Consider the following 24,780-nt stretch of genomic DNA (forward strand, 5'->3'; position numbering starts at 1 on the left):
CGCACCGCACTGGCACCACGGCGACGGGGTCCCACCTGCCCGAAAGGAACCCTCACGTGGCAGTCACCTCCCCGACCGACGCCTCCTGGTGGCGCTCGGCCGTCATCTACCAGGTGTACGTACGCAGCTTCGCGGACGGCGACGGCGACGGCACCGGGGACCTCGCGGGCGTCCGCGGCAAGCTTTCCCATCTCGCCGAACTCGGCGTCGACGCCCTGTGGTTCAGCCCCTGGTACCTCTCGCCGATGGTCGACGGCGGCTACGACGTCGCCGACTACCGTGTGATCGACCCCGCGTTCGGCACCGTCGACGAGGCCGAGAAGCTGATCGCCGAGGCGCGCGCGCTCGGCATCCGCACCATCGTCGACATCGTGCCCAACCACGTCTCCGACCAGCACGCCTGGTTCAAGGCGGCCCTCGCGGCAGGCCCCGGCAGCCCGGAGCGCGAGCTCTTCCACTTCCGTCCCGGCCGCGGCGCACACGGGGAACTCCCGCCCAACGACTGGCCCTCCCAGTTCTCCGCGACCGCCTCCACCTGGACCCGCGTCGAGGACGGCGAGTGGTACCTCCACCTCTTCGCCCCCGAGCAGCCCGACCTCAACTGGGCCCACCCCGCGGTCCGTCAGGAGCACGAGGACGTCCTGCGGTTCTGGTTCGAGCGTGGCGTGGCAGGCGTACGGATCGACTCGGCGGCCCTGCCCGCCAAGGACCCGGCCCTGCCCGACTTCACCGAGGGGACCGACCCGCACCCCTTCATCGACCGCGACGAACTGCACGACATCTACCGCTCCTGGCGCGCCATCGCCGACGAGTACCAGGCCGTCTTCGTCGGCGAGGTCTGGCTCCCCGACGCCGAGCGCTTCGCCCGCTACCTTCGCCCCGACGAGCTGCACACCGCCTTCAACTTCTCCTTCCTGTCCTGCCCTTGGGATCCGCGAAAGCTGAGTACGTCCATCGAGGCGACCCTCGCCGAGCACGCCCCGGTCGGCGCCCCCGCCACCTGGGTCCTGTGCAACCACGACGTGACCCGCACGGTCACCCGCTACGGCCGCGCGGACACGGGCTTCGACTTCGCCACGAAGGAGTTCGGCACCCCCACCGACCTGGCCCTCGGCACCCGCCGCGCCCGCGCCGCGGCCCTCCTTGCCCTTGCCCTGCCCGGCGCGGTCTACATCTACCAGGGCGACGAACTGGGCCTGCCCGAGGCCGACATCCCCCTGGACCGCATCCAGGACCCCATGCACTTCCGCTCGGGCGGCACCGACCCCGGCCGCGACGGCTGCCGGGTGCCACTGCCCTGGACGGCCGCCGAACCCCACGCGGGCTTCGGCTCCATGACCGCCCCCTGGCTTCCGCAGCCGGAGGGCTGGTCCGCGTATGCCGCCGACGTCCAGGCCGCCGATCCGCACTCCATGCTCAGGCTCTACCGCGAGGCCCTGCGCCTGCGCCGTATCGAGCCTGGCTTCGGCGACGGCCCGCTGGCGTGGCTGCCGTCCGCCGATGGCGTACTGGCCTTCGTACGCGAGCCAGGGATGGCATGTGTACTCAACCTCGCCCCGACGCCCTGCGAACTCCCGCCCCACACGCGGATTCTGCTGGCCAGTGGGCCCCTGGACGATGCCGGCAGCCTGCCGCAGGACACGGCGGTCTGGCTGCGCGTCTGACTCCACGAACCGCGGCGCCACCGCCGTCCCCCCACCCCGAGGAGAGAGGTATGTCATGCCCCCCACAAGAATCGGATTAGTGCCGCCGCTAAAGCGGCTGACCGCGGTGCTCGCCGGACTCGTCTGCGCCGTGGCCCTGGGCGTCGCGGGCCACACGGCCGACGCCGCCGAACCGCCCGCCCCCTTGTCGCCGTTGGCGGTCGAGGGCCGGGGCGCGACCGTCCCCTTCAGCGAGCTGGAGGCGGAGTCCGCGGTCACCTCGGGATCCGTGATCGGACCCGACCGGACGTACACCACCCTCCCGTCGGAGGCGTCCGGCCGCAGGGCCGTGCGGCTCGACGCGGCGGGGGAGTACGTCGAGTTCACGCTCACCGCCCCCGCCAACGCGATCTCCCTGCGCTACGCGCTGCCCGACAGTGCCGAAGGCACCGGCATCAGCGCATCCGTCCAACTCAGCGCGGACGGTGACCAGCTCAAGAAGCTGACCCTGACTTCCAAGTACGGCTGGTTCTACGGCAGTTATCCGTTCACCAACCGTCCGTCCGACGGCTCCCCGCACCACTTCTACGACGAGACCAGGGCCCTTCTCGGCAAGACACTTCAGGCCGGAACCAAGGTGCGCGTCCAACTCCCCTTGACCACCGAGACCCCCTGGGCGGTCATCGACCTCGCCGACTTCGAAGCGGTCGCGGCGCCGGTCGCCCGCCCCGCGGGTTCCCTCTCGGTGACCGACTACGGCGCCGACCCCACCGGTGGACAGGACTCCACCGCGGCCTTCCAGCGGGCGGTCGATGCGGGCAGCTCGCAGGGCAAGGACGTCTACATCCCCGAGGGCCGCTTCAAGCTCACCGACCACGTCGTGGTCGACCGGGTGACGCTGCGCGGCGCCGGACCCTGGTACTCCGAGCTCACCGGCCGCCACCCCACCGACCGCGACCGCGCGGCCGGGATCTACGGCAAATACGTACAAGGCGGCGGCTACAAAGGGGAGATACGGCCTCACGAGGCGGGCGGGCCGAGCCGCAACGTCATCCTCAAGGACTTCGCGATCCTCGGTGAGATCACAGAGCGGGTCGACGGCGACCAGGTCAACGCCATCGGCGGTGCCCTGAGCGACTCGACCGTGGACAACGTATGGCTGCAGCACACCAAGGTCGGCGCCTGGATGGACGGCCCCATGGACAACTTCACGCTGAAGAACAGCCGGATCTTGGACCAGACGGCGGACGGCGTCAACTTCCACTGGGGCGTGAGCAATTCGAGGGTCGAGAACACCTTCGTACGCAACTCCGGCGACGACGGCCTCGCGATGTGGGCCGACACCAAGACCAATGCCGACAACACCTTCGCGTCCAACACCGTGGTCCTGCCGATCCTGGCGAACGCCGTGGCCATCTACGGCGGCAAGGACAACTCCGTCACCGACAACGTCCTCGGCGAGAACCTCACCAACGGCGGCGGACTGCACGTGGGCAACCGCTTCGACGGCGTCACGCCCGGCAACGGCACCGACCTCACCGGCACCATCACCCTCGCCCGCAACACCCTGATCAGGGCGGGCAACACCGACGTCGGCTGGGACTTCCCCATCGGCGCCCTCTGGTTCGACGCCCGCAACAGCCCCATCGACAAGGCGGCCATCAAGGTCACCGACACCGACATCCTCGACAGCTCCTACTCGGCGATCCAGTTCATCTCCGGAACCACCCGAGGCGTCAGCTTCGAGGACGTACACATCGACGGCACCGGCACCTTCGCCCTCCAGCTGCAGGATCCCGGCGCCGCCTCCTTCACTCGGGTGACGGCCACGCGTCTCGGCTTCCCCGAGCCCGTCTATAGCTGTCTCGGCGACCGCTTCACGATCACGCGGGGCGCGGGCAACTCCGGCTGGAACGAGCAGCTCCCCGCGACGTACTGCGACGCATGGCCCAAGCCCTGACCAGGGCCTTGCCTCTAGGCCTCGATCCCGAGGCCGCGCACTGACCTCCCCACTCACAAGGAAGGTGCATCACCCCATGGCAAGACATGACAGGAGCACGCCAAGATCGATCCGCAAGTGGTACGCCGCCGTGGCCGCCGCAGGCCTCGTCGGCACCCTCGTCACCGGCCTCGCGGCCACCGAAGCGCAGGCCGCGGAGGCGGCGGTAGGGGCCACTGTGCCCTTCACCTCCGTCGAGGCGGAGAGCGCGACCGCGAACGGCACCAAGATCGGCCCCGACTACGCCCAGGGCACGGTCGCCTCCGAGGCGTCGGGCCGTCAGGCGGTCCGTCTCGCGGCGGGCCAGAGCGTCGAGTTCACGCTCACGAAGGCCGCGAACGCGCTCAACGTCGCCTACAACGTCCCCGACGGCCAGTCAGGTTCGATGGCCGTCTACGTCAACGGGCAGAAGACCGCCAAGACGCTGGCCGTCACCTCGAAGTACAGCTACGTCGACACCCCCTGGATCGCGGGCTCCAAGACCCACCACCTCTTCGACAACGCCCGGCTGCAGCTCGGCCAGAACCTGCAATCGGGCGACAAGGTGAAGCTGGAGGCCTCCTCGACCCAAGTCACGGTCGATGTGGCCGACTTCGAGCAGGTGGCGGGCGCCGCGGCCAAGCCTTCGGGCGCGCTCTCGGTCACCGACAAGGGCGCCGACCCCACAGGTCAGGGCGACTCCACCCAGGCCTTCCGCGAGACCATCGGGGCGGCCAAGGGCGGCACGGTCTGGATCCCGCCGGGCGAGTACAAGCTCACCCAGTCCCTCAACAACGTCGACAACGTGACGATCCGCGGCGCGGGCAACTGGCACTCGGTGGTGCGCAGTTCACGCTTCATCGACCAGTCGGGCGCGCCCACCGGCAAGGTGGGCCTGCACGACTTCGCGGTGATCGGTGAGGTCACCGAGCGGGTCGACAACAACCCGGACAACTTCGTCAACGGCTCGCTCGGCCCGAACTCCACTGTCTCCGGCATGTGGCTGCAACACCTCAAGGTCGGCTTCTGGCTGATGGGCAACAACGACAACCTCGTCGTGGAGAAGAACCGGATCCTCGACATGACGGCCGACGGCCTCAACCTCAACGGCACGGCCAAGGGCGTGAACGTACGCGACAACTTCCTGCGCAACACCGGCGACGACGCCCTGGCGATGTGGGCCCTCAACACCACCAACAGCGACTCGACGTTCGCGGGCAACACCATCTCGCAGCCCAACCTCGCCAACGGCATCGCCATCTACGGCGGTCGCGACATCACCGTCAAGGACAACCTGATCCTCGACACGAACGCCCTGGGCAGCGGCATCGCCATCTCCAACCAGAAGTTCATGGACCCGTTCTTCCCGCTGGCCGGCACCATCACCGTCTCCGGGAACAGCCTCGTCCGCACCGGCGCCATGAACCCCAACTGGCAGCATCCGATGGGCGCGTTGCGCGTGGACGCGTACGACAGTGCCATCGAGGCCACGGTGAACATCACCGGCACGACGATCACCGACAGCCCGTGGAGCGCGTACGAGTTCGTGTCGGGCGGCGGCACCGGCAAGGCGGTGAAGAACGTGAACATCGACGGCACGACCGTCGACAAGGTGGGCACGGTCGTCGTCCAGGCCGAGACGCCCGGCGCGGTGAAGATGTCGAACGTCAAGGCCACCGGCGTCGGTGCGGCCGGCGTCTACAACTGCCCCTACCCGACCGGATCCGGCACCTTCGCCCTCACCGACGGCGGCGGCAACTCCGGCTGGAACAGCACCTGGGACGACTGCTCGACCTGGCCGAAGCCCGGCGCGGGCAACCCCGACCCCGACCCCGACCGCAACCTCGCCAAGGGCCGCCCGGCCACCGCGACCGGCTCCGCCGACGTCTACACCCCCGCCAAGGCGGTCGACGGCGACCCGGCGACGTACTGGGAATCCACCAACAACGCCTTCCCCCAGTCGATCACCGTCGACCTCGGCAAGACCGAGGCGGTCCGCAGACTCGTCCTGAAGCTGCCGCCGTCCGCCGCCTGGGGAGCAAGAACCCAGACCCTGGCCGTCCAGGGCAGCACGGATGGCACCACCTACACCACGCTGGCCGACGCGAAGGACTACCGCTTCGACCCGGCGAGCGGCAACAAGGTGACCGTGACGCTGCCCGGATCCACTCCGAACATCCGCCACCTGCGGCTGCGCGTCACCGCCAACACGGGCTGGCCCGCGGCCCAGTTCAGTGAGGTGGAGGCGTACCTGTCCTGATGCCTCGCGGACCCTGCTCGCCTATGGTTACGGCTGCGGCCTGGGCGAGCAGGGCTACCGAGCGCGGTAGTGGTCGAACTGGGTCACCCCGTTGTAGCCATAGCTCTCGGGGTGCAGTTCGTGCAGGGCGACGCCGCAGCGGGCGAGCGGGCCGAGGACGTCCGTCAGCAGTTCCCCGGCCCCGGCGATGAAGGCTGCCTTCTCCTCGGCGCTGTTCGTGCCCAGCGTGATGCTGACCTCGACGTGCGCGTCGCGCCCGTCGGTCAGGGCCTTGCCGTCCACGTAGTAGGAGGAGGCCGGGACGACATCGATGTGGACAATGGTGCGCGTGCTGGACTTGCGCAGGGCCGAGACGGCGAGGCTGGTCAGCCCTTCGGCGAGGGTGCATCGCACATGTGCGGGAAGATCGGTGTCGGTGTCGGTGTCGGTGTCGGTGACGGTGACCCGGATGTACGGCATGGCTCTCCTCGGTACGCGCTGAACGGGCGCCGGGCCGGAAGCGGCGGCGCGGGACAAGCGTCGCCAACCTGGGACGATGGATCCAACGCACAATCGTCATAGGTGTATGAGGCCCTCGCATGACCGTGAACATCCCCCAGCTCAGGGCTTTCCTCGCCGTCGTCGAAGCGGGCGGCTTCAGCGCCGCGGCCGCCGACCTCGGCATGAGCCAGTCCGCGGTCTCGCACGCCGTCGCCGCCCTCGAACGCGAGCTGGCGGCTCCGCTGGTGGTCCGGGCCACGCCCGTACGTACGACGGCGCTGGGGGAGCGGATTCTGCCGTACGCCCGTACGGCACTGTCAGCGGCGCGGTCCGTGGAGGAGATCGCGGCCGAAGCCGCCGAGACCCTGACCGGGACGGTACGGCTGGCCTGCACGCCCACGGTCTGCCAGGGGCTCATCCCTGACCTGCTCCGGCACTGGGGCGAGGAACACCCCCGGCTCACGGTGCGCGTCTTCGAGGGCGGCAGCGCCGAGGTGTCGTCCTGGCTCGCGGACGGCGTGGCCGACGCCGCCGTCCTCGTCGACCCGCTCCCGGGCACCGGCATCCAACTGACCGAGGATGTCTACCGGGCGGTGCTGCCGCGCGATCACCCCCTGGCGGACGAGCCGCTCGTCGACCTCCGCGACCTGGAGGACGACCCGTTCCTGATCTCGCCCGACAACTGCGAAGCCCGCATTCGCACGATCCACATCCAGGCTGGACTGACATTCACCCCCGCCCGCCGGGTACGGGACCTGTCCACCCTGATCAGCATGGTGCAGGCAGGCATCGGCGTCACCATCCTCTCCGAGGCCTCCCGCTCCCAACTCCCCAGTGACCTCGCCCTGTTGCCGTTGAAGCCTCAGGTGTCCCGCAGCTTGGTACTGACCGGACCGCATGACCGTCCCTGGCACTCGGCGGTCCGCACCTTGGCCGAGTCATCCGCCGCCCACCTGGCCGGGTCCCCGGTCTCCCCGGCGGCTCACTTCTGAGCGCTCCGTAGTTCGTCGTCGTGGCGGCGCAGCCGGATGCTGACCGTTCCCGCGGTGAGCAGCACCGCGCCTATGGCCGTCAGCGGTACGGAGACCGCGAGGGCCGCCAGCGGTTTGGGCCAGCTCCGGTCGGACGCGCACTGCCGCGCCTCGTCGTGCGCATCAGCGGCGCCCTCGTAATAGAGATCCCTGGGTTCGGAGTTGACGGGGGCGGGGCAGTCCACGGCGCCATAGGTGGACGTGTACGACGTGAACACCTGCCACACGGCGTAGAACCAGAGCAGCGAGGCGCAGACCAGCAGGCCGATTCCCCAACTCTGCAGTCGGCCCGCCCGCATCCTGAAGTTCTGTTCGACCGCCAATGGGTGCACGTGCTGTCTCCTCGTATCGACCTGAGTTGCCCGGGAGACTGTAACCAGGAGGGGTGTGTTCCAGGGCCGCGGTTACGAAGTGGCGTACGGGGGAGGGAGGGCTTCATGGGGTCGAACGGGGAGTTGCCTGTGAGTGGTGAGGCTTCGGGTGCGTCGAGTACATCGCGTGGGCCTGGTGCGTCGCGTACGCCGCCGGGTACACCTCCTCCCCGACCGTCAACCGCCCCCGGCTACCGCTTCGTCGGCCGCTGTGTACTGGTGAGCGGCGGGGCTCATGGGATCGGCGCGGCCACCGCGCGGCGGCTCGCGGCCGAAGGGGCCGGGGTGGTCATCGCCGATGTGGATGTCGAGGAGGGTGAGCGCACGGCACGGTCCATCCGCCGGGACGGCGGGCTCGCGGTCTTCGAGGCGTGTGATGTGGCCGAGGAGGAGTCCTGGGCGCGGGCGGTGGCGGCTGCCCGCGCCCGCTTCGGGCCGGTCGCAGGCCTGGTCAGCAACGCCTACACCGTGCGCGGCGGCGCGGCCGACGCGATCGACGCGGCAGAGTGGAACCGGCAGTTGTCGGTCACCCTGACCGGCGCGTTCCTCGGCGTACGGGCCTGCCTCGACGACCTGCGTGCCACGCGAGGCGCGGTGGTCCTGGTCTCGTCGGTGCACGCCGTGATGGGGCTGCCCGGACGCCCCGCCTACGCGGCGGCGAAGGCGGGCCTGACCGGTCTGGCGCGCCAGCTCGCGGTGGAGTACGCACCCGGCGTACGGGTCAACGCGCTGCTGCCGGGCCCGATCCTGACCCGGGCCTGGGACGCCATCGGCGCGGAGGACCGGGCGCGCAGCGTCGAGCAGACGCCCGCGGGCAGGCTGGGCCGCCCTGACGAGATCGCGGCGAGCGCGGCGTTCCTGCTGAGCGACGAGGCGTCCTTCGTCACCGGCGCGAGTCTCGTCGTCGACGGGGGCTGGAGCGTGTACAAGACGTCCGCCTGATACCGGCCGCCCCCGGATGTGGCGACCAAGTAAGCGGAATCCTATGGAGGTTGACCCCATGAAGATCACCCGCATCGAGACGTTCGCCGTGCCGCCGCGCTGGCTGCTGTGCCGCGTGGAGACCGACGAAGGAGTGATCGGCTGGGGCGAGCCGGTCGTCGAGGGGCGCGCGGCCACGGTGCGTACGGCAGTCGGGGAGCTGGCCGAACTTTTGATAGGCAAGGAACCGTCGGCCATCGAGGACCACTGGCAGGTGATGACGAAGGGGTCCTTCTACCGGGGCGGCCCGGTCCTGTCCAGCGCGGTGGCCGGGCTCGACCAGGCGCTGTGGGACATCGCGGGCAAGCGGCTCGGCGTGCCCGTACATGTGCTCCTCGGCGGCCCGGTACGCGAACGGGTCCGCGCCTACAGCTGGGTGGGCGGCGACAGCCCCGCCCACATCACCGAGCAGGTGACGGCCCAGGTCGAGGCGGGCTTCACCGCAGTGAAGATGAACGCGAGCGGCCGGATGAATCCGCTGGCCACCGTCGCCGACGTCGACGAGATCGTCACCCGTGCCGCCGCGGCCCGCGAAGTCCTGGGCCCCGAACGGGACTTCGCCCTGGACTTCCACGGCCGGTTCCACGCCGCGAACGCCCGCCGCCTGCTGCCTCACCTGGCCCCGCTGAGCCCCATGTTCGTCGAGGAACCGCTCCTGCCGGAGTACGACCACCTCCTGCCGGCGCTGACCGCGTCCTCACCCGTGCCGATCGCCACCGGCGAGCGCCTGTACTCGCGGCGCGACGTGCTGCCCGCCCTGCAGGCCGGCATCGCGGTCCTGCAGCCGGACCTCTCCCACGCGGGCGGCATCTCCGAGGTCCGCCGGATCGCCTCCCTCGCCGAGACCTTCGACACCCTCATCGCCCCGCACTGCCCGCTGGGCCCCGTCGCGCTCGCCGCCAGCCTGCAGATCGCCGTCAGCGTCCCCAATTTCCTCATCCAGGAACAGTCGATCGGCATCCACTACAACACCGGCGCCGACGTCCTTTCCTACCTCGCCGACACCGAGGTGTTCCGCTTCCACCAGGGCCATCTGCTGCGCCCGACCGGCCCGGGACTCGGCATCGACATCGACGAGGCGGCGGTGCGCGCGGCCGACGACAGCGAGCCTCACTGGCACAACCCGGTGTGGCGGCACGCGGACGGCTCGTTCGCCGAGTGGTGAGGGCGCGGCTGAAGCACAGCCTCGGGACCGCCGCGGAAGTTCACAGGGGAAGGGCGCGCTCGCTCACGACGTGCTTCATGACCAGCGTGGAACTCAGCCGCTGCACGCCCGGCAGGGTCGCGAGCCTCTCGTCGTAGAGCCGCTGGAAGGCGGGCAGGTCCTTGCTGACGATGCGTACGAGATAGTCGGGGTCCCCGAAGAGGCGCTCGGCCTGCAGGATCTGCGGGATCTCGGTGAGGGCGTGCTCGAAGGCGGAGACGGTGTCGCGGTCCTCCTGGCGCATGGTGACGAAGACGAGCGCCTCGAAACTGAGGCCGACGGCCCCCGCGTCCAGGATCGCGCGGTAGCCCCGGATGGCACCGCTGTTCTCCAGTTCGCGCAGCCGGCGGTGGCAGGGGGAGAGGCTGAGCCGCACGCGGGCCGCCAGTTCCGTGACCGTAAGACGGCCGTCGTCCTGGAGCTCGGCAAGAATCTTCCGGTCCACATCGTCCATGAGGAAGATTCTCCCATCCAGACCATTCGGACCGGCAATACTTAGAAACACCTTTGGGCGTATCGCAACTAATCTCCTACTCGGAACCAGTTCGAGAGGGAGAAGTACGTCGTGGCCGTCAGCTCTATAACCGCCTTCTGGGCGGTCTCAGTCCTGCTCATCCTCGTGCCGGGGGCGGACTGGGCCTACGCGATCAACGCCGGACTCCGGGACCGCTCCGTGGTGCCGGCCGTGGGCGGTCTCCTGCTCGGCTATCTCGCACTGACCGCCGTGGTCGCCGCAGGGGTGGCGGCGGTCGTGGCGCGCACCCCGTCCGTGCTCACCACGCTGACCGTCCTCGGAGCCCTGTATCTGGTGTGGCTCGGTGCCACCACCCTTGCCCGGCCCGCAGTCGCCGGGACCGGTGGTGAAGCACAAGCCGGGGGCGCCTCGAAAGCAGCAGACGGCGCGGCGGTGGGAGCCCGGATCCTCAAGGGGATCGGGATCAGCGGTCTCAACCCGAAGGCGCTCCTGCTCTTCCTGGCCCTGCTGCCGCAGTTCACCACCCCGAACGACAGCTGGCCGCTGGCCGCGCAGATCGGCACGCTGGGCCTGGTCCACACGCTCAGCTGCGCCGCGATCTACCTCGGTGTGGGCGTGCTGGCCCGCACCGTCCTCGCGGCCCGGCCAGCGGCCGCGCGCGCCGTCACCCGGCTCTCGGGCGCCGCGATGATCGTGATCGGCGTACTGCTGCTCGTGGAAAGCCTCACGGCCTGAGCCGCCTGCTCACCCAGCCCCCGCAAGGCTCCTCGGGTCACGCCTCCTTCGGCCCGCCCTGCCACTCGTGCGCGAGCAGGGACCAGATCTCCATGTCGTGGCGGACCCCCTTGTAGAGGGACTGCTCGCGCAGGGTGCCGTCCAGGCGCATGCCCATGCGCTGGGCGACGGCCCGGCTGCGGGTGTTCCCGGCGCTGTTCCACCACTCGATGCGGTGCATACCGCGCTCGCCGAACGCGTACGCGATCAAATGCCGGACGGAGGCGCTGATCAGGCCGTGCCCCTCACCCGCGGGTTCGGCCCATACGCCGATCTCGCAGTTGCCCGTCGTGGCGTCGAACTGCACGAACATCACGCCGCCGATCAGGATGCCGTCCCGCCAGATCCCGTAGATGCGCCCGGAGTCGGCGGCCTGCTTGTCCGCGAACTTCTGGAGGGTGGCGCGCGCGGACTCCAGATCGGTGGAGCGCGAGGCCCAGGGGATCCACGGGTCGGTGTTGGCGCGGGCCCGGTCGATGTGGGCCAGGAACTCGGCGTCCTGCCAGGGCTCCAGCAGGCGGAGCTCGGCATTCTCGGTCAGCGGTATGGCGTACATGGCTGGTCCTATGCGGTTGTCCGGTGTGGTGACGGCGTGGTGTGACGGCGTTGCCCGGCTGGGCGCGCGCGAGTGGTGTCGGGCGCGGCGCCCGCAGGTACGTAACGAACGTTGGGTATGTACTCTAACGGTCATGACGCCGCCCGCCCGGACCGACCATGACGCCCGCCGTACCGAGGTCTCCCAGGCGGTGTGGCGAGTCCTGGCCGCCCGCGGCTTCGGCGGCCTCACGCTGCGCGCGGTCGCCGCGGAGATGGGAGCCACCACCGGGCTGCTGACGCACTACTTCCCCAGCAAGCGCGCCCTGCTCAAGCACGCCCTTGAGGTGCTCGACCGGCACTCGGCCGACCGGCCGCGCCCGGCGGCGCGGCGGGCAGGGGAGGCGTCAGGCCTCGCCATGCTGCGGGCGGTGCTGCTCGACATCCTGCCGCTCGACGCCGAGAGCGCGGCGAGCAACCGGATCTGGGTGGCCTCCTGGGACGTCGCGCTCACCGATCCGGAGCTTGCGCGGGAGCACGCCGAGCGATATCGCCGGGCGCGCGAGCGGATGGCCGGGCACATCGCGGACGCCCAGCGGCTGGGCGAACTGCCGCCCGGTCCGCGGGCCGATGACACCGCCGCGGCAGCCCAGAGCTTCGTACTCGGCCTGGTCGTCCAGGCCCTTTTCGCGCCCCAGGAGTTCCTCGCCGAGCGGCAGACCGCGCTGGTCGACGCCTACTTGGCGCGGCTGCCCGGCGATGGCGATGGTGGTGCGGAGGCGCCGGTCGCGGACTGAAGCCGGGCGCGCCGTGGCCGCGAGCGGGGGCGGGAGCCTAGTGGCGTAGAGGAAATGCGTCGGGGCGGTCCGTTTTGGCTGCCGCTGGAGGAGGACCGTGGGGGTAGGGCGCACCGCCTGCGATGAGCTCCCCTCCACAGACGGTGCAGCCCGACCATGGGCGTCGACGCCGCGGGAATGCGCCGGCGCCCATGGGTCAGTCCCGGCTCAGGTCGACGGCATGAGCTCACCGGGCCCGATGGGCTGCTACGCCGGAGAGCTCCGGCTCGATCTCCGGACGCAGGACGAGCTCGTCGTCGTAGTCGCCGCGGTGCTCGTGGCGGAAGGGAAGCGGCTCGGTGCGGGGCAACGCCCGGAGGCGCTCGCGCAGTTCGGCGGCGCGGTCGCGGAATCCGGCGGCGTCGAGGCGGTCGGCGCCATAGACCACGTACGGCGGCAGTGCGTCCATCCCCGTATACCAGAAGGTGCCGTGCAGCAGCGGGAACAGCACTTCGTCCAGCTGTCCGTGGATCCCGCGCGGCCCGAAGCCCGACTCCCGCGCCCCGACGGTGGTGACGACCATGGCGCGCTTCCCGGCGAGGCCGCCGTCCCCGTAGCGCAGGGTTCGCCCCTGCCGGTCCTGGAGCCCGAAGGCGAAGCCTTGTACGAGCACGCGGTCGAACCACCCCTTGAGGATGGCGGGCGGCCCGAACCACCACAGCGGGAACTGGAAGACCAGCGCGTCGGCCCAGGCGATCTTCTCCTGCTCGGCTGCGATGTCGTCGGTCAACTTGCCCGCGGCGTACGCGTGTTCCTGCTCGGCGCCGACCAGAAGCCGGTCGGCGTTCTCGCGATGGAAGTCGGCGGAGTCCACGACGGGCTTCCAGTCCATGGCGTAGAGATCGGACTCGCGGACCTCATGCCCGAGGTCGCGCAGAGCCCGCTTCCCGTCGTCACGCAGGGACCCGTTCAGGGACTGCGGCTCGGGATGTGCGAATACCCAAAGAATCTTCATGCCATCGATCCTGCGCCCCGGCCCCGGAGGCCGACGAGTGGCCAGATGGCCAGGGAGTGCAAGGATCTGGCCATGGCGGGCAGCCCCCGGCTGCCCGCCACGCACGCGTCCGCCATGTACGCGTGTTCTACGAAGCGCCGCCCGAACCCCGCGGCAACGTCCAGGACTGATTGCTCCCCGCGTTGGGGCCGTAGACCCCGACGGGGGCTCCGTCGTGCGTGGCCGCGCCGGTCATGTCGAGGACGAGCCCCGTGGCCTTGTTGACCAGCACGTAATGTCCGCCGCCGGTGGTGGAGAGCATCCACTGCTGACGCGCCCCGGAGGCGGGGGCGACGAGGGAGGCCGCGGCGCCCTTGGAGTCGGAGCCGACGCTGAGCGCCTTGCCGGTCCCGACGTTCGTGACGCGGTAGGCGGCGGTGCTCGACCAGGATCCCGAGACCTTGGTGAACTTCCACTCCTGTGCTGCGTCCTTGGCGTCCGTCGTGCGCTGGACCGGCGTGGACGTCCCGTCGGACGGGGCGCTCAGCGACTTGCCGCTGTTGTCGTTGACCAGGTGACGCGGCGCGTCGGTCGGCGCGGTCGCGGCGGCGGGGTCGGTGCCGGTGGCGCCGGGCAGGACGAACGTCGTCACCGAGCCGGGAGCGACGGTGGCGGTGAGCCGCTTGTGCTCCCTGTCCACGGAGAGGTCGGTGCCGCGTGCGACGTTCTTGGTGGCGTCCGTGGTGTACCGCTGGACGGGGGCAGTGGAGAGGTCGCGGAAGCCGGAAAGGTCGAAGGTGACCTCCTGCGCCTGGTCGGTGGCGTTGGTGTGGACGACCGTCGTGCCTCGGCCGCCCGGTCGCAGCGCCGCCAGGGTGCCGGTGCCGTCGGTGTTGATGACGCGGGCGCCCGGCCTGATGAAGCGGCTGTAGTTGGCCATGGCCCAGTACTTCTTGTTCTTGCGGAGCGGCTCGGTGGTCGCGTCGGCCGGGGTGAAGTCGGTCTGGATCAGACCCCAGTTGGAGTTCTCCCGGTCCGGCGTCATGTTCTCGTAGTCCTCGACGGCCTGCCACAGGACCCAGGCGCTCGGCTCCAGCTCCTTGATGTCGTCGTTGATGCGCTTGGTGAGGTCGAGGGCGGGGCTCATGGAGGTGAAGCTCTGCCCGACGCTGCCGCCGAGGTCGACCTCCGACATCCACAGCGGGATGCCGGAGCCCTTGGAGATGTCGCGGGCGGCGGGCCGGCCGGACGTCCCGTACGTATGGGTGTTGAGGCGTCCGATGTCGGACCGCACCGAGGGCGAGTAGGACTCCCAATTGGTACGGAAGAGCTGCGGGTTGGTCTCGTCCATGGCCGCGACGGGCGTGTCGAGGCCGTCCGCGTCGAGGCGGTCGCGGAGCGTGGAGACCATGCGGGCCTGGGAAGCCGGGTCCCAGTGCGATCCTTCCTGGCGGCCGCCCGCCTTCCAGTAGTTCGTGTTCGGTTCGTTCACGGGGGATACGGAGTCGAAGTCGACGCCGGTGGAGTCCTCGACGCGGTCGAGCGCACCGGAGAGGTAGGAGGCGAACCGGCCGTACTGGTCGGGGCGGAGGTTGTCCTTGTCGCCCTGCTGGGCTCCGGACACCAGGCCACTGTTGGTCATGAAGTAGGGCGGTGAGTTGGAGAACGCCTCGAACGTGTGGGCGCCCCGCTGCTTGGCCGCCTTCAGCCACCAGCGCTGGTTGGCGTCGGCCTTCGGGTTCCAGTGGCCGGGATTGGCCGGGTCCCACCAGTCGGTGGTCTCCTTCCAGTCCTCCCCGGCGTCCGCCGGAGGCCCGTACTCGGCCGGACGGTTCCAGTAGCCGGGTACGGCCGCTCCGGCGCGCATATAGGGCGGGGTCTCGGGGCTGTCACCGCCGCCGATGTTGTACCGGGCGATGGTGAAGCCCAGGCCGTCGGCTCCGTAGAGGTCGTCGGCGAGGCGGTTGCGGGCCGCGTCGGGCCAGCCGCCGGTGACATTGGCGAACCAGCCGAGCGCCGTGCCCCACCCCTGGAAGGGCTGCTGCTGGTAGCTGGGGTCCAGCCGGACGGTGACGTGTGCGGCGTCGGCGGCGGCGGCCGCCGTGCCCGGGGGCGTGGCGAGTCCTGCTGCCACGAGCACGGCTGTGCCCAGGGCGGCGCTACGTGTTCTGGTGAAGGGCATGGTGCCTCCGTGAGAGGGGGGAACTTCGGTACGGGAGGGGGAACTCCCCGGCGGGGGAGGACGAACTTCCCGGTGGGCGAGGGGGATTCAGACCGTGGTGCGCTGCCACCGCTGGTTCGCGGCACCCGAGTCGCACGCCCACTGCTGCAGGGCGGCGCCGTCCGCGCCCGACACATCCCGGACGTCCAGGCACTTGCCGCTGTGCCGCGCCACAAGACGGACCGCACCGCCGGTGGCCGGTTCGGCCTTCCACTGCTGCGAAGTGGCGTCACCGCACGTGTTCTGCACGGCCTTGGCGCCGTCCACGGATGAACCGCCGCTGACGGTCACGCACTTGCCGCTGTGCCGCGCCATGATCCGTACGTAACCGTCGCCGGCGTCGTCGAGCCGGAACTGCTGGTTCACGCCCGTGCCGCAGCCGTACTGGACCAGCGGCGCGGACTCGGCCATGGAGAATCCGGAGACGTCGGCGCACTTGCCGCTGTGGGCGGCCGTCAGGGTCTCCCACGGGCCGTCCATGCCGGTGACGGTCCCGGCCGCGGCGTCGATGGTGATCCGCGGCGAGTAGTCCATGGTCATGGTGGTGGACGTAGGGAACTCCAGGGGCAGCCAGACATACGTCGAGTCGTTGACGGTGCCGCCCGTGGCGTTGCCCCAACGGTCGCCCAGATAGAGGTAGTCGGTGCCTTCGCTGCCCTGGACCGGAAGCACGTACGCGGTCTGGCTGCGGTAGGAGGTGGCGTCACCGACGTCCTTCAGCCCGCTCCAGGTGCCGGTGACGCTGGTGGCGGTGCCGTACCTCTGCTGGTTGGGCGACCAGCCGGTGGCGCCGGAGGTCAGCAGGAAATACACGCCGTTCCGCTTGAACATCGCGGGCGCCTCGCGTGACTGGCCCGCCCACAGCTTCTGCACCTGGGCGGCGACCGACTGGTAATCGGAGCTGAGCCGGTAGACGTGCAGGTCACGGTTCTCGTTGGCGGCCGAGATCATGTAGCCGGTGCCGTCGGTGTCGACGAACAGGGTGAGGTCGCGGGACATGTGGCCCTGGGGGCGGAAGCTGCCCTTCCAGGAGTAGTCGCCGTCGACGGTGTCGGAGACGGCGACGGCGGCACGAGCCTCGCCGTAGTCACTGCCGTTCTCCTTGTGCATCCACATGACGAACTTCCCGGTGGCCTTGTTGTGCACGACCTTGGGGCGCTCGATGTTCGCGTCCTTGAGCTCCGGGTCGGTGGCCTGGGTCAGGACGTGGCGGCGGAACTGCCAGTTCTTGAGGTCCGTGGAGCGGTAGGCGGAGACGTAGCGGAAAGTGTTGTCGGCGTTGCGGTTCTCGCCGAACCAGTAGTAGTACGTGCCGACCTTGATCACACCACCGCCATGGGCGCGCACGGGATTCCCCGAAGTGTCGCTGAACTGCCCGCCGTTGGGGACGGTGACCTCGGCCGCCGAGGCGGTGGCCACCGAGCCGAGCAGGGAGAGGAGGAGAGCGAGCAGCACGGTGAGGACGGCTGTTCTCTTGTGCGGAGACGATCGAAGCATGTGTGCGGGAAACCTCATTCCTGATGAGGGCATGACACAGGGATGCATCGATGGGAGCGCGGCCATGGAACACGGGTCGAGTCGTCCGCCGTCTCCGGCGTGAGGGCCGGAGCTGGAGTGGGGCGGCTACTGAGACCCACTCCATGCATGTTGGCGCAAACATCGATGACTGCACGAGAGTGTCGAAGCGCGACGGAGAACTGTCAATAGGTTGAGCGGAGTTCGGACCCGCGGGGCAGAAGCCGCCCCCGCCTCAGCGTCGTACGCCTGAACTGGTGCGCACCGTCAACTGCGGGGGCACCGAGACCGATCGGCCGGGCGTGCCGTCCGCCTCGATCTGGTCGAGCAGCAGAGACACGCAACTGCGCCCGACCTCCTCGAAGTCCTGCCGGACTGTGGTGAGGGGCGGCATGTAGTACGCCGACTCGGGCACGTCGTCGAAGCCCACCACGCTGATGTCCTCGGGGACGCGGCGACCCGCCTCGTGCAGGGCGCGCATGATGCCGAGCGCCATGTGGTCGTTGGCCGCGAACACGGCGGTGATGTCCGGCCTGCCTGCCAGTTCCCGGCCGATGCGGTAGCCGGACTCGGCGGTCCAGTCGCCCAGGCGCAGCGGCGGCACCGCGGCCCCGCGCTTCTTGAGCGTGCTGTGCCAGGCCGCGGCGCGCCTGCGCGCGGAGTACGAGTCCTGCGGGCCGCCGACGTGCCACACCGTGCGGTGACCGAGGTCGAGCAGGTGCTCGGTGGCGGCGGTGGCCCCCGCCGTCTGGTTGGTGTCGACCGAGGAATGCGTTCGCGCGGGGTCGCCGTCCGCCACGACCGCCGGGATGCCCGGGGGCAGATGCAGCCCCCGGCTGTCGAGTATCTGTGCCTCGATCACCACGACTCCGTCGACCGCCTGGTCGGTCAGCTTGGAGAAGGCCTCCTTGACCGCGTCCTCGGTCTGCTGCTCCACACAGGCCACGTGGACCGAGTAGCCCTTGGTCTGCGCGGCGCTCGAAATCGCCGACAGCGTACGGGCGTTGCCATGTGCGCTCAGGTCGAACGTGACCACGCCGAGCATGTGGAAGCGGCCGAGGGCGAGGGCGCGTGCGGCACTGTTGCGCTGGTAGCCGAGGATGCGCATGGTCGAAAGGACGCGCTCGCGGGTCTCCCGGTCCACGTTGGAACGTCCGTTGGCCACGCGGGAGACGGTCTGGGCGGAAACGCCGGCCACGGCCGCGACATCCGCCTGGGACGGAGGACGCCTGCGGGCGCCGGGCGAGGGCGGGGGAGCGGCCTGACCTGCCATCGAGTGCCTCTTTCCGGAGTGTGTCAGCGCGAACATCGTACTGCCGGACCAGCGGGGCGGAAGGTGGACCCCGATCTTCGTCCGTTCCACGCCTCGGCCGCGAACGAGCCCTGAAACCAGGGCAGATAGCTCCTGCACACCCCTTGACGGTTTCAGCTCGCTCCGTTGAGACTCACCGCAGCTTGATGTTCGCGCAAACATTCGTTGCGAGGGGCGCCCATTCCCGTGAGTACTCTGCTGAATCCCACCTCGTCGAGCGCCGCGCGCGACGAGGCCCCGGTGCGCCGGACGCCGCGTCGCCAACGCCGCGCCGGGGACCGGAACGGCCGCTACGGCTATGTCTTCTTCGCGCCGTTCCTCGTGGTCTTCATCATCGGAATCGCCGCCCCGCTCGGCTATGCGACCTACCTCAGCCTCTTCGAAGAACGCCTGGTGGGCGGCAACGTCTTCGTCGGCCTCGACAACTACCGACGCGCGCTGGGGGACAGCCTCTTCCGCGCGGGCCTGTGGCGCGTGGCCCTCTTCCTGGTGATCCAGGTGCCGCTCATGCTCGGCATCGCGCTCCTCGCCGCGCTCGCCATCGACAGCGGACGGCTGCGCTGGTCGGGCTTCTTCCGCATCGGGATCTTCATCCCGTACGCAGTGCCGGCGGTGGTGGCCTCACTGATGTGGGGCTATCTGTACGGAGACCGGTTCGGGCTCGTCCGCCAGGTCGGGGACGCCATCGGCACCGACGTGCCCGACCTGCTCGGCCACTCCTGGATGCTCGCCTCCATCGGGAACGTCGTGACCTGGGAGTTCGTGGGCTACAACATGCTCATCCTGTACGCGGCCCTGCGCACCGTCCCCAGTGAGCTCTACGAGGCGGCCGCGATGGACGGCGCGGGCGAGTTCCGCAAGGCATGGAGCATCAAGCTGCCCGCCGTGCGCCCCGCGCTCCTCCTGGCCACCGTCTTCTCGATCATCGGCAGCTTCCAGCTCTTCAACGAGCCCAACATCATGCAGTCGTTGGCGCCCCAGGTGATCACCACCAGCTACACCCCCAACATGTACGCCTACAACCTCGCGTTCAACGGCCAGGAGTACAACTACTCGGCGGCCGTCGCGGTGGTCCTCGGCCTGGTGACCGTGGTGGTCGCCTATGCCGTACAGGTCCGGTCGATACGGAAGGGACAGGGCCTGTGAGCCGCACGGTCACCCAGGGAGTCCGGCGCCCCAAGCGCTCGAGCACTCCGCTCACCCTCGCCATGGGCGCCATGCTCCTGTACGCCCTGCTGCCGCTGTTCTGGCTCCTGATGTCCAGCACCAAGGACGCCGACTCCCTGGTGAACAGCTTCGGCCTCTGGTTCGGCGACGGCTTCCACCTCTTCGGCAACCTGCACGACGTCCTGACCTACGACAACGGCATCTATCTGCGGTGGTTCGCCAACACCCTGATGTACGCCGTCGTCGGCGCCGGGGGCGCCGCTCTCATCTCCACGGCGGGCGGATACGCGCTGGCCAAGTACCGCTTCCGGGGCCGCGCCGCCCTTTCCGCCCTCGTCCTCGGCGCCGTCGCGATCCCCGGCTCCGCACTCGCGGTACCGACGTACCTGCTGTTCAGCAAGATGGGTGTCGTCGACACCCCCTGGGCGGTCCTCCTGCCGTCCCTGGTCAGCCCGTTCGGGGTGTACCTGATGAAGGTCTACGCCCAGGAAGCCGTGCCGGACTCGATGCTCGAAGCCGCCCGTATCGACGGGTCGGGGGAGATCAGGACGTTCTTCACCATCTCGCTGCGGCTCCTCGCACCCGGCTTCGTCACCGTGCTGCTCTTCGCGCTCGTCGCCACATGGAACAACTACTTCCTGCCACTGATCGTGCTCAGCGACCCGGACTGGTTCCCCCTCACGGTCGGGCTCAACCAGTGGAACAGCATGGCCACCGGCGCGGCGGGCAGTGGCGCGACCACCGCTCACTTCTATCCGCTCGTCGTCACCGGCAGCGTGCTGGCCATCGTGCCGCTCGTCGTCGCCTTCCTCTTCCTCCAGCGGTTCTGGCAGTCCGGCCTGGCCGCCGGAAGCGTCAAGCAGTGAGCGCGGCCCGCGCTTCCCGCCTCTCACCCCGGCTTCGGCCCGAACGGCCTTTCCCAGCAAGGAGTTTCCCTATGAATGCCGCACGTCCCACTCCACGCCTCACGCCACGCCGCGCCTGGCCCGCCGTGGTGTCGGCCGCCGCTCTCGCCCTCACGCTCACGGCGTGCGGCGGCTCGGACGGCGGATCGAGTGACAAGGCCGTCGACCCCGCCAAGGCGCTGAGCACGCCGACCACCCTGACGTTCTGGACGTGGGTGCCGGGCATCCAGAAGACGGTGGACCTCTTCGAGAAGAAGTACCCGAAGATCAAGGTCAACGTCGTCAACGCCGGCCAGTCGAAGGCCGCCTACACCAAGCTCCAGACCGCCATCAAGGCGGGCACCGGGGCGCCGGACGTGGCGCAGATGGAGTACTTCGCCCTGCCGGAGTTCGCCCTGTCCAAGCGGCTCGTCAACCTTGAGGACTACGGAGCCGCCGACCTCAAGTCCAAGTTCGCCCCCTCCGCCTGGTCCCAGGTCGCCATCAACGACGGCATCTACGGCATACCGCAGGACACCGGCCCCATGGCCATGTTCTACAACAAGAAGGTCCTGGACGAGCTGAAGATCCAGCCGCCCAAGACCTGGGCGGAGTTCGAGGCCGCGGCCGTCAAGATCCACAAGGCGGACCCGAAGAACTACATCACCTCCATCGACCCCGGCGACGCGGGCGGTGTCGACAGCCTCCTGTGGCAGGCGGGCAGCCGCCCCTTCCAGCAGAAGAACCCCACATCCGTCGACCTGAACTTCCAGGACGCCGGCGCCAAGAAGGTGTCGAAGATGTGGACCTCGCTGGTCGACCGCGGGCTCGTGGACGCCACGCCCGGCTGGACCAACGAGTGGTGGCAGTCCATGAGCAAGGGCCAGTACGCCATGTGGATCACCGGCGCCTGGGCTCCGGGCAACCTCGCGGGCACCATGCCCAAGACGACGAAGGACTGGCGTGCGGCGCCGGTCCCGCAGTGGTCGGCGGGCGAGTCCGTCTCCGCGGAGAACGGCGGCTCGGCCAATGTCGTGCCGACCACCACCAAGAACAAGGCAGCGGCCGTCGCCTTCGCCCAGTGGCTGAACTCCGACCCGGTCGCCACCGCGTCGCTCTCGGACAACGGGCTCTTCCCCGCGACGTCCGGCCTGCTCAAGAGCAAGGCCTTCCTCGACAAGCCGGTCGAGGCGCTCGGCGGCCAGCGCGCCAACAAGGTCCTCGCCGCCTCATCGGACGACGTCGGCAAGGGCTGGCAGTACCTGCCCTACCAGGTGTACGCCAACTCGGTCTTCAAGGACACCGTCGGGCAGAGCCTCGGCAGCAGCCCCGACATGTCCGCCGGTCTTGCCGCCTGGCAGAAGCGCGCCGCCGAGTACGGCAAGCGGCAGGGCTTCGAGGTCAGCACGCCGTGACAGCACCGCCCTACGCGGGGCCGGCGGCTTGCGCTGCCGCCCCGCTCCGGGGCGGCCCCGGCCCCTCGACGTAGCCCCGCCCTCTTCACCAGGACCACAGGAACACAGGAGCAGCTCCACATGGCCGTACTGCAGATCGACGACGAGGGCTTCCACCTCGACGGCAAGCCCTTCCGGATCATCTCCGGCGGCCTGCACTACTTCCGCGTCCACCCCGACCAGTGGGCCGACCGCCTGCACAAGGCCCGCCTGATGGGCCTCAACACCGTCGAGACGTATGTGCCGTGGAACCTGCACCAGCCGCGCCCGGACGTCTTCCGGCTGGACGGTGGCCTCGACCTGCCCGCCTTCCTCGAACTGGCGGCGGCGGAAGGGCTGCACGTACTGCTGCGCCCCGGCCCCTACATCTGCGGGGAGTGGGAGGGGGGCGGCCTGCCGTCGTGGCTGCTCGCAGAGCCGGAGGGCCAGGCCGACAGCAGCACCGGCATCCAACTCCGCACCCAGGACCCACGCTATCTCGCCGCCGTGGACCGCTACTTCGAGGCTCTCATGCCCGCGGTCCTGCCGTACTTGTCCACCCGCGGCGGGCCCATCCTCGCGATCCAGGCGGAGAACGAGTACGGGGCCTTCGGCGACGACACCGCCCATCTGCGGCACATCGAGGGGGCGTTGCTCCGATGCGGCGCCGACGTCCCCCTCTTCACCTGCGACCAGCCCGCCGACCTGGAGGACGGATCCCTGCCCGGTGTCCTGGCGACCGCCAACTTCGGCAGCGGCTCGGCGCGGAACCTCGCAGCCCTGCGCGCGCTCCGACCCACCGGCCCGCTGATGTGCACGGAGTTCTGGATCGGCTGGTTCGACCGCTGGGGCGGCCGGCACGTCGTCCGTGACCCAGCACAGGCCGCACGCGAACTGGACGAACTGCTCGCCACCGGAGCCTCGGTGAACTTCTACATGTTCCACGGCGGCACCAACTTCGGTTTCACCAACGGCGCCAACGACAAGCACACCTACCGCCCCACGGTCACCTCCTACGACTACGACGCCCCCCTCGACGAGGCGGGCGACCCCACGGAGAAGTACACGGCGTTCCGGGACGTCATCGCGCGGTACGCCCCGGTGCCGCGGGAGGGCGTACCGGACCGCACCAAGAAGATCGGCGCCCTGGGCACCTCCCTGACCGAATGCGCCCCGCTCCTGTCCAACGCGCCCGTCCTGGGCTCCGCAGTCCGCTCGGAGCGCCCGCTCACCATGGAGCAGCTCCATCAGGACTTCGGATTCGTGCTGTACGAGACGGAACTGCGCACAGCGGGCGCAGTACTCCTGGAAGCCCCGGACGTGCACGACCGCGCCCAGTTCTTCCTGGACGGCCAGCCGGTGGGCGTCCTGGAACGCGAGCGGCACGAACAGACCCTCACCTTCTACGTTCCCGCCGCGGGCGCGGTGCTCAGCGTCCTCGTCGAGAACCAGGGGAGGGTCAACTACGGCCCCGCCCTCCATGACCGCAAGGGCCTGCTCGGCGGCGTCCGCATCGACGGGGCGGAGCTGACCGGCTGGACCAACCGGCCGCTGCCGCTGGACTCTCTCGACGGCCTCGCCTATGAGTCGCCGGGGCAACCCGTGGGCCCGGCCTTCCACCGCGGCACGTTCGACATCGACGAGCCCGCCGACACCTTCCTCCACCTCCCGGGCTGGACGAAGGGCAACGCCTGGATCAACGGCTTCGCCCTCGGCCGCTACTGGTCCCGCGGACCGCAGAACTCGCTCTATGTGCCGGGCCCCGCGCTGCGCCAGGGACGCAACGACATCGTCGTACTGGAACTGCACGCACCACCACGGTCCCGGACCGTGGAACTGCGCGACGCGCCGGACCTCGGCCCGGTGGAGGAGTAACAGAGGGAGGCGGCCGACTTCAGTACACGACGGACACGATCCGGCACACGGCCTGAGCGAGCCGAGCCTCTCCCCGGATGTGCGCGCGGTCCATGGCAGTGGCGGGATCAAGGCCGCGTGTGCACAGGCGCCAGAGGGTTTCCGTGTCCATCAGCACCGACGCGGCCGGCCGGGCGCCGCGCGGTCCTGCCAGCGACCAGCGGCCCGCGCCGGCGGTGACCGTCCACCTGCCGCCGGCCGGCCCGTCGGCGATCACCCGGATCTGGGTCCCGGCCGGTGCCGTCGTATGCCGCAGGGTGTGGGGCAGGGCCCGCAGGAAGGTGTCCAGGACCGTGGACAAGGCATGCGGCCCCGGGTCGGTGCCGAGGCCGACGGCGTGGCGGATCTGCTGGCGGTGGGTCCAGAACTCGGTGAACTCCCGGGCGATGTCCAGCCAGGCCGGCGCCGGATCGACCCCTGCCCAGGAGACACCCAGGGCCGGCGCTTCGAGGTCGGCGGCGGCGAACCGGCGGACCAGACGACCCCCGGCCACCTCCAGGGCGCCGATGACCGAAGCCGGGCTGTCACCGGCATGGAGGTCGACCCATTCCTGGTTGGTCCGGTGGATGAACTCCTCCAGGGTCTCCGCGGGCCGGAAGACGCGTCGGTAACCGTCAGGGGCGGCGCCGAGGCGGCCGTAGCAGTCACCGAGGACGTGGACGGCGAGGTCACGCACGGTCCAGCCCGGGACCGTCGCCTTGTCCCAGTCGGCGGGGCGCAGGCCATGGAGGGTGTCGAGCAGCGCCTCCAACTCGGGCCCGAACAGACGGCGAGCGTCGATCGGGCCACCCAGCCACGAGGTGTCGGACAGGTCGTGGGACTCCGGAGTCATG

The 24,780-nt window shown here is 69.9% G+C and carries 21 protein-coding genes; 12 read left to right on the plus strand and 9 right to left on the minus strand.

What is annotated here, in order from left to right:
• Positions 1-56: 56 nt before the first annotated feature.
• The 3 genes from ACGFX9_RS23320 (at position 57) to ACGFX9_RS23330 (ending at position 5,881) form a co-directional block, all read left to right on the plus strand.
• Positions 57-1,664, plus strand: coding sequence for a glycoside hydrolase family 13 protein (locus tag ACGFX9_RS23320; RefSeq protein ID WP_393475083.1), 1,608 nt, complete (start codon positions 57-59; stop codon positions 1,662-1,664).
• 55 nt (positions 1,665-1,719) lie between these two features.
• Positions 1,720-3,603, plus strand: coding sequence for a glycosyl hydrolase family 28-related protein (locus ACGFX9_RS23325; protein WP_393475086.1), 1,884 nt, complete (start codon positions 1,720-1,722; stop codon positions 3,601-3,603).
• 76 nt (positions 3,604-3,679) lie between these two features.
• Positions 3,680-5,881: a discoidin domain-containing protein gene (locus ACGFX9_RS23330; protein ID WP_393475089.1), complete on the plus strand. Its 2,202-nt coding sequence runs from the start codon at positions 3,680-3,682 to the stop codon at positions 5,879-5,881.
• 54 nt (positions 5,882-5,935) lie between these two features.
• On the opposite strand, the gene ACGFX9_RS23335 is transcribed toward ACGFX9_RS23330, so the two are convergent.
• Positions 5,936-6,340 (minus strand): 4-oxalocrotonate tautomerase family protein, encoded by a 405-nt coding sequence (locus ACGFX9_RS23335; protein WP_393475092.1) that lies wholly within the window; start codon positions 6,338-6,340, stop codon positions 5,936-5,938.
• Between the two features lie 119 nt (positions 6,341-6,459).
• Between ACGFX9_RS23335 and ACGFX9_RS23340 the strand changes: the two genes are divergently transcribed.
• Complete coding sequence (locus ACGFX9_RS23340) at positions 6,460-7,353, plus strand: LysR family transcriptional regulator (RefSeq protein WP_393475094.1); 894 nt, start codon at positions 6,460-6,462, stop codon at positions 7,351-7,353.
• On the opposite strand, the gene ACGFX9_RS23345 is transcribed toward ACGFX9_RS23340, so the two are convergent.
• Entirely contained in the window at positions 7,344-7,724 is a 381-nt protein-coding gene (locus ACGFX9_RS23345) for a hypothetical protein (protein WP_393475097.1), read from the minus strand. The genes ACGFX9_RS23340 and ACGFX9_RS23345 overlap by 10 nt on opposite strands.
• 258 nt (positions 7,725-7,982) lie before the next feature.
• On the opposite strand from ACGFX9_RS23345, the gene ACGFX9_RS23350 reads away from it, so the two are divergent.
• Entirely contained in the window at positions 7,983-8,705 is a 723-nt protein-coding gene (locus tag ACGFX9_RS23350) for an SDR family NAD(P)-dependent oxidoreductase (RefSeq protein WP_393475100.1), read from the plus strand.
• A 58-nt stretch (positions 8,706-8,763) separates the two neighbouring features.
• A complete protein-coding gene (gene dgoD, locus ACGFX9_RS23355; RefSeq protein ID WP_393475103.1) occupies positions 8,764-9,909 on the plus strand; it encodes a galactonate dehydratase in 1,146 nt (381 codons plus the stop codon).
• 40 nt (positions 9,910-9,949) lie between these two features.
• Here dgoD and ACGFX9_RS23360 read toward each other — a convergent pair whose 3' ends face one another.
• Positions 9,950-10,402: an Lrp/AsnC family transcriptional regulator gene (locus ACGFX9_RS23360; RefSeq protein WP_393475106.1), complete on the minus strand. Its 453-nt coding sequence runs from the start codon at positions 10,400-10,402 to the stop codon at positions 9,950-9,952.
• Between the two features lie 111 nt (positions 10,403-10,513).
• Between ACGFX9_RS23360 and ACGFX9_RS23365 the strand changes: the two genes are divergently transcribed.
• On the plus strand, positions 10,514-11,158 hold the full coding sequence (locus tag ACGFX9_RS23365) for a LysE family translocator (RefSeq protein WP_393475110.1): 645 nt from the start codon (positions 10,514-10,516) through the stop codon (positions 11,156-11,158).
• 37 nt (positions 11,159-11,195) lie between these two features.
• Here the strand turns inward: ACGFX9_RS23365 and ACGFX9_RS23370 are convergent, their stop codons facing one another.
• On the minus strand, positions 11,196-11,753 hold the full coding sequence (locus ACGFX9_RS23370) for a GNAT family N-acetyltransferase (protein WP_393475113.1): 558 nt from the start codon (positions 11,751-11,753) through the stop codon (positions 11,196-11,198).
• A gap of 133 nt (positions 11,754-11,886) precedes the next feature.
• Here ACGFX9_RS23370 and ACGFX9_RS23375 point away from each other — a divergent pair, with 133 nt between their 5' ends.
• Positions 11,887-12,528 (plus strand): TetR/AcrR family transcriptional regulator, encoded by a 642-nt coding sequence (locus ACGFX9_RS23375; RefSeq protein WP_393475116.1) that lies wholly within the window; start codon positions 11,887-11,889, stop codon positions 12,526-12,528.
• A gap of 226 nt (positions 12,529-12,754) precedes the next feature.
• Here ACGFX9_RS23375 and ACGFX9_RS23380 read toward each other — a convergent pair whose 3' ends face one another.
• The 4 genes from ACGFX9_RS23380 to ACGFX9_RS23395 all read right to left on the minus strand — a co-directional run bounded on the left by ACGFX9_RS23380 (position 12,755) and on the right by ACGFX9_RS23395 (position 18,510).
• Positions 12,755-13,522: an NAD(P)H-dependent oxidoreductase gene (locus ACGFX9_RS23380; RefSeq protein WP_393475118.1), complete on the minus strand. Its 768-nt coding sequence runs from the start codon at positions 13,520-13,522 to the stop codon at positions 12,755-12,757.
• A gap of 127 nt (positions 13,523-13,649) precedes the next feature.
• Positions 13,650-15,683, minus strand: coding sequence for a glycoside hydrolase (locus ACGFX9_RS23385; protein ID WP_393475120.1), 2,034 nt, complete (start codon positions 15,681-15,683; stop codon positions 13,650-13,652).
• 87 nt (positions 15,684-15,770) lie between these two features.
• Positions 15,771-17,219 carry an RICIN domain-containing protein gene (locus tag ACGFX9_RS23390; RefSeq protein ID WP_393475122.1) on the minus strand — a complete coding sequence of 483 codons (1,449 nt, stop codon included), beginning with the start codon at positions 17,217-17,219 and terminating at the stop codon, positions 15,771-15,773.
• A 253-nt stretch (positions 17,220-17,472) separates the two neighbouring features.
• The gene (locus tag ACGFX9_RS23395; RefSeq protein WP_393475124.1) at positions 17,473-18,510 is read right to left on the minus strand and encodes a substrate-binding domain-containing protein; all 1,038 of its coding nucleotides are present in this window, start codon (positions 18,508-18,510) and stop codon (positions 17,473-17,475) included.
• Between the two features lie 225 nt (positions 18,511-18,735).
• On the opposite strand from ACGFX9_RS23395, the gene ACGFX9_RS23400 reads away from it, so the two are divergent.
• The 4 genes from ACGFX9_RS23400 to ACGFX9_RS23415 all read left to right on the plus strand — a co-directional run bounded on the left by ACGFX9_RS23400 (position 18,736) and on the right by ACGFX9_RS23415 (position 23,908).
• On the plus strand, positions 18,736-19,695 hold the full coding sequence (locus ACGFX9_RS23400) for a carbohydrate ABC transporter permease (protein ID WP_393475127.1): 960 nt from the start codon (positions 18,736-18,738) through the stop codon (positions 19,693-19,695).
• Positions 19,692-20,582 (plus strand): carbohydrate ABC transporter permease, encoded by an 891-nt coding sequence (locus tag ACGFX9_RS23405; protein ID WP_393475130.1) that lies wholly within the window; start codon positions 19,692-19,694, stop codon positions 20,580-20,582. The genes ACGFX9_RS23400 and ACGFX9_RS23405 overlap by 4 nt, the downstream gene beginning before the upstream one ends.
• Positions 20,583-20,653: 71 nt before the next feature.
• Positions 20,654-22,015 (plus strand): ABC transporter substrate-binding protein, encoded by a 1,362-nt coding sequence (locus ACGFX9_RS23410; RefSeq protein WP_393475133.1) that lies wholly within the window; start codon positions 20,654-20,656, stop codon positions 22,013-22,015.
• A 120-nt stretch (positions 22,016-22,135) separates the two neighbouring features.
• Positions 22,136-23,908 (plus strand): beta-galactosidase family protein, encoded by a 1,773-nt coding sequence (locus ACGFX9_RS23415; protein WP_393475136.1) that lies wholly within the window; start codon positions 22,136-22,138, stop codon positions 23,906-23,908.
• A 19-nt stretch (positions 23,909-23,927) separates the two neighbouring features.
• On the opposite strand, the gene ACGFX9_RS23420 is transcribed toward ACGFX9_RS23415, so the two are convergent.
• Positions 23,928-24,779, minus strand: a complete 852-nt coding sequence (locus ACGFX9_RS23420; protein WP_393475139.1) for a maleylpyruvate isomerase family mycothiol-dependent enzyme — start codon at positions 24,777-24,779, stop codon at positions 23,928-23,930.
• Position 24,780 lies beyond the last annotated feature (1 nt).

It is taken from the genome of Streptomyces sp. NPDC048436, assembly GCF_043200355.1.
GTDB lineage: Bacteria > Actinomycetota > Actinomycetes > Streptomycetales > Streptomycetaceae > Streptomyces.